Genomic DNA, 12,893 nt, shown 5'->3' on the forward strand with positions numbered 1-12,893 from the left:
TCGTTACTATTTCAAAGCATCATTCGCCCGGACGCGCCGTGCGTCCGGAACCGTTTTTGATTTTGGGAACTGTGTCAGCTCCGCGAGCCCAGCGCGACGGGATCGGCCTTGGTGGTCTCATCGTGACGTCTCGATCGCCACCTGTGCTTCGTACTTACCCGCTCGCCCGACGCCGTTCCTCCCGACTTCCGCCGGGCCGCATGTCGTTCAATCAAGCGTTGCAACAGGCAGAACGCGCACAGCAGCGCGCCGATGACGATGCGCGTCCACCACGAACTCAGCGTGCCGTCGAACGTGATCAGCGTCTGGATGGTCCCGAGAATGCCGACGCCGAACACCGATCCGATCACATATCCCACGCCACCCGTGAGCAGGGTTCCGCCTATGACCGTGGCGGCAATTGCATCGAGTTCCATGCCCTGCCCTTGCAAGCCGTATCCCGACAGCACGTAGAGCGTGAAGACCACGCCGCCGAGCGCCGAGCAAAATCCGCTCAACGCATAGACGCCGACCTTCGTTCGCGCCACGGGCAATCCCATCAGCAACGCCGAGCGCTCATTGCCACCGACCGCATAGACGTTGCGCCCGAAACGCGTGAAATGCGCGACAAAAATGGCAAGCGCCAGCGTCGCAATCGCAATCAGGCCGCCGGCCGTGAGCGAGGCGCCGTATATATCGATGTGAAACCCAGACAGCGCGTGAAAGCTCGGGTCGTTGATGGTGATCGATTGCGTGGTGATCAAGAAACATGCACCACGCGCGAGGAACATTCCTGCCAGAGTGACAATGAAAGGCTGCAGCCGGAAGAAGTGAATCAACGCGCCCATAGCCGCACCGTACAACGCGCCGAGCGTCAGCACCATTGGCACGATGATCCATATGGGCCAATGCAGGCGTTCGGCGAATACGGCGCAGAGAATGGTCGTCAACGCGACCACCGATCCCACCGACAGATCGATGCCACCCGACACGATCACGAAGGTCATGCCGATAGCGACGATCAGGAGAAACGCGTTGTCGACGAGCAGGCCGAGCAGCACTTGCAGCGAGAAAAACCCTGTGTACATCACGGAGCCGAACCCGAACAGCGCGACGAACAAAACGATGGTGACGACGATCGGCAACGTACGCGGATCGGCCAGGCGGTCCAGGAAGTTCCTCATTTTGCGGCCTCGGCGAAGGGCTTTTTCAGCCCATGGGGAAAGGCACGCTTGAACTGCTTCACGATGACCGTGCGAGCGCTTGCGGACTGGATCACGCTCACGACCAGCACGACCGCCGCCTTGACAACGAGCGTCGCCTCGGGCGGCACGCCGATTGAATACGTGGTGTATGTGAGCGTCTGGATGATCAATGCACCGAGGACCGTCCCCGCGAGACTGAACTTGCCGCCGAGCAACGACGTGCCGCCTAGCGTGACGGCGAGGATTGCATCGAGTTCGAGCAACAGGCCCGCGTTATTGCCGTCGGCGCTGCGCACGTTTGAACTGATCAGGATTCCTGCTAAAGCCGCCGTAAGACCGGAGAACGTATAGACCCCGAAGACGATCGCGCTCGAACGCAAGCCGACCAGTTTCGTCGCGACCGGATTGATGCCGATTGCGCGGATGAACATGCCGAGCGCCGTGCGGTTCATGAGCAACGCCGTCGCCACGATTGCACCGGCCGCGACCCAGACGGAACACGGCAAACGCGCCAGATAACCGCCGCCGACCACGAGATACCCGGGCGCGCCGATGGGAATGATCTGGCCGCCCGTGAGCAACTGCGCAACGCCCCGGCCGGCGACCATCAGGATCAACGTCGCGATGATCGGCTGCATGCCGACGAACGCCACGAGCACGCCGTTCCACATGCCGGCAAGCACGCCTACCACGAGCGCGGCGGCGAGTGCTTCGGCGACGTTCGCGGGGTTATCGGCGAGAATGCTGGCCGCCGCCGCGCCCGCGATTGCAACTACGGCGCCCACCGATATATCGATCCCGCGCGTCGCAATCACGAGCGTCATGCCGAGCGACACGAGCACGAGCGGCGCCGCGCGGTTGAGAATATCGACGGGCGCGCCGAACCAGTGGCCATCGAGCACGGAGATGGAAAGGAAGCGCGGGTTCTGGCTCAGGTCGAGCAAGATCAGCAACACGAGCGTAAGAGCCGGCCATACGAGAGGATGCTGCAACACCGTTTTGATCCGGTTCATTGGCTGCCTCCCGCAATCAGCCGATACACCTGATCCTCGGAACTCGCGTGCCCCTCGACTTCCGCCACCTTGCGCCGGTCGCGCAGCACCGCAATCCGATGACTCACGCGCACGACCTCGTTCACCTCCGACGAGATGAAGACAATCCCCAGGCCCTTCGCGCAAAGCGCCAGCACGCGATCCATGATTTCGAATTTCGCCGCAACGTCGATACCGCGCGTGGGTTCATCGAGGATCAGCATTTTCGGTTCGGTCGCAAGCCAGCGCGCGAGCAGGACCTTCTGCTGGTTGCCGCCGGAAAGAAGCCCGATGGGTTGTTCAGCGTCGCGCGCCTTGATGCCGAGGCGCTCGATGTAATCGTCCGCTATCTCCCGCTGCCGGCCTTTCCCGATCACGCGCCACCAGCCGCGCCGCACTTGCAGCGCAAGCACGATGTTCTCCCGTATGGAAAGCTCCGCAACGATGCCCTCCTTCTTCCTGTCCTCCGGGCAATATCCAACGCCGCGGCGCACGGCATCGCGAGGCGAACGAAGCTTCACCTCCTTCCCGCCAATAGCCATGCTGCCCGCGTCCGAACGCTCCGCGCCGAACAGCAGGCGCGCGGTTTCCGTGCGGCCCGAACCGAGCAAGCCCGCCAGCCCGAGGATCTGGCCGGGCTGTACGTCGATATCGATGGGATTCATCAGGCCGCGCCGGCCGCTGCCGCGCATGCTGAAAAACGGCGGCACGAGGCTCTTTTTCGCGGGCGGTTCGTCGGCGGCGCGTTTCAGGCGCTCGGTCATGCGTTCATGTCCCACCATCTTCGAAACAAGCAGTTCCACGGGCAGATCGCGCGCAAGATATTCGCCTTCACGTTCGCCATTGCGCATGACCGTGATCCGGTCCGAGACCGCGTAAGTCTGTTCCAGAAAGTGCGTGACGAAGAGGATCGCGATGCCCGATTGCTTGAGTTTTTGCAGCACGCCGAAGAGCCTCGCGACTTCGCCTTCGTCGAGGCTCGAGGTGGGTTCATCGAGGATCAGCACGCGCGCATCCACCGAGACCGCGCGCGCGATCGCCACCATCTGTTGCACGGCGATCGGGTACGTGTCGAGCGATTTGCTGACATCGATAAAAACGTTCAGGTCGGCCAAAGCCGCTTCGGCACGCGCGCGGATGCTCTTCCAGTCGATCGCACCATGCCGTTTCGGTTGCCGTCCCGCGAACACGTTTTCAGCAACCGATAGATTCGGGCACAGGTTCACTTCCTGATAAAGCGTCCTGATTCCCGCCGCTTCCGCGTGCAGCGGCGTCGCGAAACTGACCGTCTCGCCGCCGAGCCGGATCTCGCCGGCGTCGTGCGCGTGGACGCCGGTGAGCAAGTTGATGAGCGTCGACTTGCCGGCGCCGTTCTGGCCCATCAGCGTATGGATCTCGCCGGGAAACAAGCGGAAGTCCACGTTCTGCAAAGCCTTGACGCCCGGAAACGACTTCGAGAGACCGATAGTTTCAAGGATGGGCGAAGCGGTCATGGAACCGGCCGCTCAGTATTTGCGCTGCGGCAGGATTTGCGCCGCGACGCTCATCGGGAACACGGTTTCGTCGGTGACGATGCGCTTGGGCAATTGCTTGCCCGCCACCACCTCTTTCACCGCGGTCATGAGTTGCGGCCCGAGCAGCGGACTGCATTCAACGTCCACGTTGATCTTGCCCGCGACCATGGCTTCGAAACCGCCCTTGGTGGCATCGAACGAGACCACGCTCACATCCTTGCCCGGCTTCACGCCGGCTTCTTCCATGGCCTGGATCGCGCCGAGCGCCATGTCGTCGTTATGCGCGTAGACCACGTTGATCTGCTTGCCGTACGTCTTGATGAAGGCTTCCATGACCTGCTTGCCGCCGGCGAGCGTGAAGTCGCCGCTTTGCGAAGCGATGACCTTGAACTTGGGATCGTTCTTGATGACTTCGAGCAGCCCGGCACGACGGTCATTGGCAGGCGCCGAGCCCACCGTGCCCTGCAATTCGGCGATGTTGATCGGTCCGGCGTCGTTCTTGTAGCGCTCTTCGAGCCATTTGCCCGCGCGCCGGCCTTCTTCCAGGAAGTCCGAACCGATCATGGTGACGTACAGGGACTTGTCCTTGACGTCGATATTGCGGTCCGTGAGGATCACCGGGATCTTCGCGTTTTTCGCTTCGATCAGAACCGGTTCCCAACCCGATTCCACCACCGGCGAGAACGCAATCACATCGACTTTCTGGGCGATATACGAGCGAATCGCCTTGATCTGGTTTTCCTGTTTTTGCTGGGCATCGGAGAATTTTAGATTGATGCCGGCGTCCTTGGCCGCGCTTTTGACTGAAACCGTGTTCGCCGTGCGCCATGCGCTCTCGGCGCCCACTTGCGAGAAGCCCAGGTTGATCTTTTTATCGTCTGCGTGGGCGATCAGGCTTGTGCCGAGCAAAAGCGCAGAACCAAGCAGCGCACCGATGGCTGCGCGTCGAGCATGTCTCATGGTTGTCTCCGATTGTTTATGTTTGTGTTCGGTACTGCCGCGCTTGTCCGTGCCGTTCATGCGGCGCGCGCGGTCATTGATTCAGGGCGTACCGCAATGAAGCGTAGCGCCCGAGTCCATGACGGTCCAATCAGTAATTTCGAGTTTGCGATACCAGAATTGGTATGACGGAGAGGTTTGTGAGTTGTGTTGCGGAGCGCTGTGCTCAACCTATATGGGAGTGTTTTGCGCGCGCGGGCGTGACTTCCATGGTGCTCAGTTCCTGAACGATGCCGCAATCCCCCACCGCCTGTTCCGCCACGCATTGGCTTCGAAGTTTGGTGAGTTGGGACTTCAACTGCTGCAGCTCTTCAATTCGATGATCGACGTGGGAAATGTGTTCATCGACGAGCGCGTTGATCGCGCCGCACTGCTCCGCCGGCTTGTCTGTCAAGCCCAGCAAGGCTCTGATTTCATCGTGCGCCATATCGAGCGCCCGGCAATTCCTGATGAAACGCAAGCGCTCCACATGGACGGCCGAATAATCCCGATAATTCCCGCCCGTGCGCTCGGCGTCGGGCATTAAACCTTCTTTCTCGTAGAAGCGGATTGTTTCCGTGGTGCATCGTGCGCTTTTGGCGAGTTCTCCGATTTTCATCTGGCCTCCGTGATAATGCTTGACCTTGAAGTGGCTTCAAGGTGTCTACTAGACCACAAATCCAGTAAGGAAGCCACGATGTCCGATACAACCAAAGACGCCGCGCATGCGGAGCACGAGCACCACGACCACGAACATGAAGGCCATGCGCATGACGGCCATCATCACGCGCACGCAGATTCCTGTTGCTCGGCCGCTTCATCCGCGCCTCTGAATGATCTTTCCAGTCCGCAGCAAGTCGGCGGCAATATCCGCACGCCAATCCGGATCATGCAGATGGATTGCCCGACCGAAGAGACGCTGATCCGCAAGAAGCTCGGCGCGATGCCATCGGTCAAAAGCATGGAGTTCAATCTCATGCAGCGGGTTTTGACGGTCGAGCATGCGCCCGATTCACTCAGTGCCGTCGCGGACGCAATCCGCTCGCTCGGTTTCACGCCGGAGATGCCGGATTCGGCGGGCAAGCTTGACGCATCGATTGTCGAACCGAGGAAACCATGGTGGCCGCTCGCCCTCGCAGGCGTTGCCGCGATCGGTTCCGAAGCGGCGAGTTGGCTGGGCGCGCCCGCGTGGTTTCCGGCAGCGCTCGCGATTATCGCCGTGCTTACTTGCGGCGTGACCACGTACAAGAAAGGATGGGTGGCGCTTTCCAACGGCAACCTGAACATCAATGCGCTGATGAGCATCGCCGTGACCGGCGCGCTGGTCCTGCAGCAATGGCCGGAAGCCGCCATGGTCATGGTCCTCTTCACGGTTGCCGAACTCATCGAGGCGAAATCGCTCGATCGCGCGCGCAACGCTATTCAGGGACTCATGCAGCTCACGCCCGCGAAGGCGACCGTGCGCCAGGCCGATGGAACCTGGGCCGATATCGATGCAAAGACGGTTTCCATAGGATCGGTGGTTCGCATCAAGCCCGGCGAGCGCATTGGTCTGGATGGCACCGTAGTTGCCGGCCGCTCGACCGTGAATCAGGCACCGATCACCGGCGAAAGCCTTCCTATCGATAAAACCGAAGGCGATTCTGTCTTCGCCGGCACCATCAACGAAGCAGGGTCATTCGAGTTCGCGGTGACGGCGGCCGCCGGAAACACGACGCTCGCGCGCATCATCCATGCCGTGGAGGAAGCACAAGGCGCGAAGGCGCCGACGCAGCGTTTCGTCGATCAGTTTGCGCGTGTCTATACGCCGATCGTGTTTGCGATCGCGCTGGCCGTCGCGGTGATCCCGCCGCTTCTCGCGGGCGGAAGCTGGCACGACTGGATTTATAAGGCGCTTGTCCTGCTCGTGATCGCGTGCCCATGTGCGCTGGTTATATCGACCCCTGTCACGATCGTAAGCGGCCTCGCTGCGGCGGCACGCAAAGGAATCCTGATCAAAGGCGGCGTGTATCTCGAAGAAGGCCGAAAACTCGCGTGGCTTGCACTCGACAAGACCGGCACCATCACGCACGGCAAGCCCGTACAAACCGATGCAGAACATATCGGTGGACTCGATCCCGCGGAAAACCGGCGGATCGCCGCAAGCCTCGCCGCACGCTCGGACCATCCGGTGTCGCAATCGATCGCGCGGTCGGCGGAGAATGATCTCGTCGGGCTTCTGACGGTCGATGCATTCGAAGCCATTGCCGGGCGTGGTGTTCGTGGCGTGATCGAAGGACGCACGTATTCGCTCGGCAATCATCGGCTGGTCGAAGAGTTGCGCTTGTGTTCGCCTGCACTTGAACAACGCCTCGAAGCGCTCGAACGCGAGGGGAAAACCGTCGTTGCACTGAGCAACGAACGCGAGGTCCTGGCGCTTTACGCCGTCGCCGATACAGTCAAGGAAACGAGCCGCGAAGCTATCGACGAACTCCACAAGCTCGGCATCCGCACCGCCATGCTGACGGGCGACAACCCGCACACCGCGAAGACCATCGCGCAGAAAGTCGGTATTGATGAAGCGCGCGGCAACCAGCTTCCCGATGACAAACTCAAGGCTATCGTCGATCTCGCCGCCGATGGGTCAGTGGTGGGCATGGTAGGCGACGGCATCAACGACGCACCTGCACTTGCGCGCGCGAATATCGGCTTTGCGATGGGCGCGATGGGAACGGATACCGCCATCGAAACCGCCGACGTCGCGCTCATGGATGACGACCTGCGCAAGATTCCAGCGTTCGTGCGTTTGTCGAAGGCGACGCATTCTGTTCTGGTGCAGAACATTGTGCTGGCGCTCGGCATCAAGGCGGTGTTCCTGACGCTGACGCTCGTCGGTCTGGGAACGATGTGGATGGCCGTTTTCGCCGATGTCGGCGCGAGCCTTCTGGTGGTGGGAAATGGCTTGCGATTGTTGCGGAAGTAGGCTTTTTTCTGTGGTCAGGAAGGTCCTCCGCCGCCACTGGGCAATGGCACGACGGCTTGCTTCGCAGCTTCCCGCGCCGCCTTTGGCAAAGGCGGCGGGTTCGCGCTGTTGTTCTGTGGCGTCACGCGCGGCCCTTCGATGAACATACGGCTTGGCAATTTGAGTCCTCTAAGCGCAAGTAATTCAAGCGGGCCTTTGCCGATCTCCACCCGCATGAAATAACTCAACGGATAGGTCAGATTCGGCGACGCCACAGCGAGCGGCGCCTGCGTAACGAGGCTATCGAGCGAGGCGCGATTCGGGGTTGCGTTGTCCTGCGCTAAACCACCCCAATCGTCGCTATTTCGCTCCGCTACGCGCACAGGCGCCAGTGGTGTTACCCCACGCGCCATTCGTGTATCGGGCTCGGCTTGCCACGTCAGTTGAAACGTGGCGCTATCGATTGGTTCGATCTTCGCGCGCTCCAGCATCCGCACAAACGCCCATCGGCCGCCGAACTCGAAATTCTTGCTCGTGCCCGCTGTTTCGGTTTGCCACTGCAGCCGCGTACCCGCGATTTGCGGGTCGTTCGATGGCCACATCAAGCGCTTCCACGTTTCCCGCTGGTTGTAGTAGTGCAGCTTTTGGGCGTCGAGCGTCAGCACGGTGTCGGTAATGCCGGGTGTCGGAATCGGCTTGAGATCGAACCCGTAGCGCGGCTCGCCCTCCGGCATCAAATGCCCCGCAATCCGCTGCAAGATATTCACGGTGCGCAAGAAAGCGGGATCGAATTGCAATGCGCCGCCGCGCGTGTCGACTTCGACCCATTGGTCGCCTCGCAACTCCAGCACGCCAGCAAGCTGCGTGCTCAGGAACGATGAAATCAAACCACCCTGCACTCTGATGAATCGGGCAAGTTCGGGAATCGAGGCGTCGTTCGCGGTGTTATCGAACGGATAGCGGCCCGCGAACGACTTGTTCCAGTGAACAGCGATATCCTCGTTCCATATATCGTTGAGGCTCGCTTGCGCGGGCTTCATAACGATCTGCGTAGCTTGGGCAACTGGGCGGACAAAAAGCGCATCGCCCATGCCGGACCATTGCGCGCCAAGGCTCGCCGAGACGAGTTGCGCGTAAGCCTGCGTGTCGGCGAGTTCGGAGTTTTTGCCCTGGAATAACGCCTGCGCGAGTTGACGCGTTTGAAGGTCAGCGTCGGTGCCACTGCTGATCTGCTGGAGCTTTAAACGCAGTGCGGTGATGCGTTCAATATAGCGTTGCAGACTGACGTCACTAGAGGTTGTTGCCTTCGTCTTGCTGGATTCGCCAACTTCTCCCATGAGCCGCATCACCGGGCCAAACGATGCCGATAACGGCCCCGCGTCCTTCGCAATAGCGGCCGCTTGCGGATCGTCTTTCTTGCCAAAAATATTCTGCGCTTTGGCGACCAGCGTGTCCGAGAGCGACGCCTGATACACGCCCGCCGTGCCCTGATAATCGAGCGATTTCATGAGTGCAATGATTGGCGATTGACGTGCATCGGCAAAGAGTTTCATTTGCTCGATGGCAGCAGGAATGTTGGATGCCGACTGCCATTGCAGCGCGTTCATGAACGCCTGCCAGTGCTCGGCGTAATCGTTGAAGTACTGCGTAGTCAGCGCTGCTTCGAGGGCATCGACGGACTGGCTTTTTGAGGTATCGGCCACGTCGCTGTTCGCGAGGACCCAGTCGCGCGTTACATCGCGGCTCTTGGCCGCTTCGCTGATCGCGGCGGCAATATAACCTTCATAAGCCTCGCGCGTGTAGGCGCCCGGAACGGTCACGGTGGTTCGAATCAGCCCACGCGTGTCGGTGCCGGTTGTCAGCGACGCCAGCGTCTGGTCCGGATACTTGTTTCCAACGCCGGCCAGCACGCTTCGATACACCGTGTCTTCGGAATTGCGTACGCCAATCACCGACAGCAGCGTTTGACGCGACGCATTCACGAGTTCAGCGCGCGGTTCGATACGCCAGGCGTCGTGTGCCTTGAGATGTTGCGCGTAGAACCCAAGCAGTTGCTCGGCGATATCGAGCTTCGCGCCAACAGAAACGTTCGCGTTGGTGGTCCAGTAACGCGTCAACTGCGGTGCGAGAAAACCTGCATCGACGCGGCGTGGTTCGGCCAGCATCAAATACGTCTTGAGCGCTTTATGACCTTCGAGCGCGGCGGTGTTCACGTGATCATCGAGCGAGTTGGTAGGCATCTGGCTCAAGTCCACCAGCGTGCCTTCGAGGTTCTCCTGAATTGGCGCAATCAAGATCGATCTGCTCGCCGTGGTGTATGAAGGCCACAGCGTGGCGAGGATTGCTTTGTCCTGATTCAACCCGAAGCGGGTCCACAACGGTGGCTGATGCGCAATACGTTGCTCAGTCGAGCGTATTTGCTGCTGTAAGGCGAGCAACGCGTTCAGACGCGCGCTTGCGGAGGGTGCGGTTTTAAGTGCCTGGATAGTGTCGCGGGCACCGATCAGATTACGGGCGTTGGTCATGCCAGAGATCAGCATGCCGGCAGTCCATACGCCGATAACCACCAGCGCGATAGTCGAAAATACGGTTACGGGATGCAAACCCATGCGCTTGCCGCGATGCTTGCGCGAGATCGCCGCGAGATGCGTCCATAGCGGAAGGTCGGCGCTTGTCGGTGCGTTCGGATCGGCAACTGCGCCTGCAGCGAGAGCGACCGGAAACGGCGCGAAGAACGCGCCGGCCACGGACTGATGGCGCGACTGACGATCTGCCAATGAAGAAATGATTACGGCAAGGGACGCGCAACGCTTGTCGAGCCGCTTGGACAATTTCGCGCCATAGACGTCTTTGAAAGCCCGCGTTAGCTGCCAAACGCCAATATCTCCAAGACGATTGCGCAGTGCGATTAACGTCGATTCAATAGATCGCTCATTGGCATCGGCCGAGAAGTCGCAGCCGATCAACTCGGTACGGCCATTGTTGAGGAAGTCGGTCTGTGCAATATCCAGCACATACACTGGCGCTGACCAACGCAATTCGTGGGCAATAGACGCGAGATTCACGCTATGCGCATTCACACCCCGACGCTGCAACGGTGGCTCAACGTCTCCATCCAAAGCCAATACCACTGCATCAATTGGCCTTCGAACACGCATCTTATAGATCTGCTTGAGCCAGTTGCGGTCCGGTCGACCATCTATTGGGTTTCTGTTCCAAAGCAGTACCGCGTCTTGCGTGACAAGCCAGCCCTGCTCGACAAGATCCGGCAGCGCTTTCACCACCGCGGACTCGTCGCCCGTGAGCAGCAGCCACGATCGACGGTAGCGCCAACCTATCCCGCTTTCCGCGCGCAAGTGGGCCTGCAATTCATCGACGGCGTCCGGCTTCTGAGGTAATTCTTTTTCCGGCAATGCTTCAACGACTTCGGCAGATCCAACCTCCAGGCGCGCCGCGTTGCGGTCTGCGTTTCGGCCCACCGTGACATACAGGAGGACGATACCAAGGCACGCAATAACTAAAACAGATACGCCCAGCATTCGCTGGGTCATGGTCAGTAGGCCAATAACGTCGCCTTTTCCTATAATAAAAAGCGCGCCGGCGACCGCTGCCGCCAAAAAAGCCATTACCTTGAAGTTCAAACGCATCAGTTCATTCCTATCAAAACCGTGGTGCAACAACGGCAAGCGTCAACCGTTCTGCGTGCGCAATGCTAATTAGTTGTTTTTGTCCTGCTTCGCGCGCCTGCTGCATGGCAAGAGCCATGCACAGCCAAGGCGCCGCAATACCGGCTGATCCGAGCCGGAAATCAAGGTCATGCTGTCCGTTCAAATCTTGAGTCTTGGCAACCCCAACAGCCTGAGCATCAAGTTCGCTTGCGAGCGCCCGGTTAAGCGGCGTCTCAGCGCCGCCGGTCATCCAATGCTCAGTAAGTTCTGAACCACGAACGCGGCCCCATAGCATCGCTTGACGCAGTGCTTGTCCGATACTCTTTTCGTCACGCTGCTCGGGCCGAAACAGAAGGGTAGTGCTGGAGAGCTGCTTTTGCGCCGTCAAGGCCGACGAAGCAAATAACACGATGACACCCGCTTCGGCCGACCCTTTGTCCGGCACCGTGTTCAACAGTGAATTCAATTGGACGACGCAAAGCAGGTTCGCTGCATCTGAGCGTGCGGCGCCTTTTCCATCTATCCAGAGGTCCGCGGCGATCAACTGCGGTGGCGTCGAGTCAACTTCAGCTAGTGCCGCACGCAGTCCAAGTGCCTGCCACTTGTCGCGCCACACCGCTTCGACTTCTAATGTTGGGAGCAGGGTTGCAACCGAAAGCCTGACCTTCAGGCCAGTGCGTTCTGGCAGCAGGCGTATTTCTGGAGCGATCTGGAGAAGAAGTGCATCGAACACATAAGGCAGCATTTCACGGTGACGCTCCATATCCGCGAGTTCATTGGTAGGCAGCCACGTACGACCTTCGGGCACGATCCATCGTGCTGAAACCGCTTCGGTGTCTTCAGGGAAACGGCTTTGCGGGATCAGCGTCAGTCGTCGTTGGGCAAGCGCGGCGGCAGTGTTCTCGTGTTCTGTCGCCGAGAAAAAAAATCCCGAGCCCAGCACGTGTAACGGGATGCCTGCTTTGCGGCCGACAGAGGCGAGATAAGCGCGTCGTGCGTCATTGAAGTCTATTGCTCGCCGTCTTGGTGCTTGCAATACGCCGAGATAGATAAAGAATGGAATCAACCAGGAAAATAGAGGAAACGCGACGACGCACGTCCAGAACCACGGCGTATTGATGGATTCGCCGGGTGGCCAAAATCGAATGACGCAAGCCGCGCCGCCGCCTATCAGCACAACGGCCAGTATTGTCCACAGTAACCACGCTGGTTTAAACGGAGGAACGTCGCGTGCGGGTGCAACCTGAAGTAAATCGTAGGCCATCAGGTACTGCCGACGACCTGACTAGATGAAAGCAGGATTGCGCCGCAATGCGTCCGGTGGCCGTGAAACGCCAATGGCAAATGACCATCGAGCATTTTGTCGTTGCCTTCTGCAATCGTGTTTTCGCCACAGCGGGGACATGACACCTTGTCCGTTTTTCGAGCGGCTCCACGACCGTTCAGCGTCACGCGCGCGGACCCGGTGAGCACGACTCCGCCGTGGCTGGTTGCGTCGCCGACATAGATTATGTTTGGCATGGTTACGTTCCGTCTGAAGTGAGATGAGAAGGGTTTGGCCGAGTCTGCTAACGGCC

General features: G+C 59.7%; 9 protein-coding genes. 1 reads left to right on the plus strand and 8 read right to left on the minus strand.

Going from position 1 to position 12,893, the window contains the following annotated elements; translation table 11 throughout:
* Positions 1 to 74: 74 nt before the first annotated feature.
* The 5 genes from yjfF to cadR all read right to left on the minus strand — a co-directional run bounded on the left by yjfF (position 75) and on the right by cadR (position 5,326).
* Positions 75 to 1,163 (minus strand): galactofuranose ABC transporter, permease protein YjfF, encoded by a 1,089-nt coding sequence (gene yjfF / locus ASG35_RS16540; protein WP_056359475.1) that lies wholly within the window; start codon positions 1,161 to 1,163, stop codon positions 75 to 77.
* The gene (locus ASG35_RS16545; RefSeq protein WP_056359478.1) at positions 1,160 to 2,197 is read right to left on the minus strand and encodes an ABC transporter permease; all 1,038 of its coding nucleotides are present in this window, start codon (positions 2,195 to 2,197) and stop codon (positions 1,160 to 1,162) included. Before ASG35_RS16545 ends, yjfF begins: the two co-directional genes overlap by 4 nt.
* Complete coding sequence (locus tag ASG35_RS16550; RefSeq protein WP_056359481.1) at positions 2,194 to 3,708, minus strand: sugar ABC transporter ATP-binding protein; 1,515 nt, start codon at positions 3,706 to 3,708, stop codon at positions 2,194 to 2,196. Before ASG35_RS16550 ends, ASG35_RS16545 begins: the two co-directional genes overlap by 4 nt.
* Before the next feature lie 12 nt (positions 3,709 to 3,720).
* Positions 3,721 to 4,689 (minus strand): ABC transporter substrate-binding protein, encoded by a 969-nt coding sequence (locus ASG35_RS16555; protein ID WP_056360792.1) that lies wholly within the window; start codon positions 4,687 to 4,689, stop codon positions 3,721 to 3,723.
* Between the two features lie 205 nt (positions 4,690 to 4,894).
* A complete protein-coding gene (gene cadR, locus ASG35_RS16560) occupies positions 4,895 to 5,326 on the minus strand; it encodes a Cd(II)/Pb(II)-responsive transcriptional regulator (protein ID WP_056359483.1) in 432 nt (143 codons plus the stop codon).
* A gap of 78 nt (positions 5,327 to 5,404) precedes the next feature.
* On the opposite strand from cadR, the gene ASG35_RS16565 reads away from it, so the two are divergent.
* The gene (locus ASG35_RS16565) at positions 5,405 to 7,669 is read left to right on the plus strand and encodes a heavy metal translocating P-type ATPase (RefSeq protein ID WP_056359486.1); all 2,265 of its coding nucleotides are present in this window, start codon (positions 5,405 to 5,407) and stop codon (positions 7,667 to 7,669) included.
* A gap of 14 nt (positions 7,670 to 7,683) precedes the next feature.
* Here the strand turns inward: ASG35_RS16565 and ASG35_RS16570 are convergent, their stop codons facing one another.
* From ASG35_RS16570 to ASG35_RS16580, 3 genes are all read right to left on the minus strand, one after another.
* Positions 7,684 to 11,199, minus strand: coding sequence for an ImcF-related family protein (locus ASG35_RS16570; protein WP_162244413.1), 3,516 nt, complete (start codon positions 11,197 to 11,199; stop codon positions 7,684 to 7,686).
* A 109-nt stretch (positions 11,200 to 11,308) separates the two neighbouring features.
* Positions 11,309 to 12,580, minus strand: coding sequence for a hypothetical protein (locus ASG35_RS16575; RefSeq protein ID WP_056359489.1), 1,272 nt, complete (start codon positions 12,578 to 12,580; stop codon positions 11,309 to 11,311).
* Entirely contained in the window at positions 12,580 to 12,837 is a 258-nt protein-coding gene (locus tag ASG35_RS16580) for a PAAR domain-containing protein (RefSeq protein WP_056359492.1), read from the minus strand. Before ASG35_RS16580 ends, ASG35_RS16575 begins: the two co-directional genes overlap by 1 nt.
* Between the last annotated feature and the right edge of the window lie 56 nt (positions 12,838 to 12,893).

This window comes from Burkholderia sp. Leaf177 (assembly GCF_001424345.1).
Lineage (GTDB): Bacteria > Pseudomonadota > Gammaproteobacteria > Burkholderiales > Burkholderiaceae > Caballeronia.

Bases quoted from the DNA above. Each gene is read 5' to 3' on its own strand.
- ASG35_RS16555 (WP_056360792.1), bottom strand. From the start codon at position 4,689: ATGAGACATGCTCGACGCGCAGCCATCGGTGCGCTGCTTGGTTCTGCG.
- ASG35_RS16545 (WP_056359478.1), bottom strand. From the start codon at position 2,197: ATGAACCGGATCAAAACGGTGTTGCAGCATCCTCTCGTATGGCCGGCT.
- ASG35_RS16575 (WP_056359489.1), bottom strand. From the start codon at position 12,580: ATGGCCTACGATTTACTTCAGGTTGCACCCGCACGCGACGTTCCTCCG.
- yjfF (WP_056359475.1), bottom strand. From the start codon at position 1,163: ATGAGGAACTTCCTGGACCGCCTGGCCGATCCGCGTACGTTGCCGATC.
- ASG35_RS16565 (WP_056359486.1), top strand. From the start codon at position 5,405: ATGTCCGATACAACCAAAGACGCCGCGCATGCGGAGCACGAGCACCAC.
- ASG35_RS16550 (WP_056359481.1), bottom strand. From the start codon at position 3,708: ATGACCGCTTCGCCCATCCTTGAAACTATCGGTCTCTCGAAGTCGTTT.
- ASG35_RS16580 (WP_056359492.1), bottom strand. From the start codon at position 12,837: ATGCCAAACATAATCTATGTCGGCGACGCAACCAGCCACGGCGGAGTC.
- ASG35_RS16570 (WP_162244413.1), bottom strand. From the start codon at position 11,199: ATGACCCAGCGAATGCTGGGCGTATCTGTTTTAGTTATTGCGTGCCTT.
- cadR (WP_056359483.1), bottom strand. From the start codon at position 5,326: ATGAAAATCGGAGAACTCGCCAAAAGCGCACGATGCACCACGGAAACA.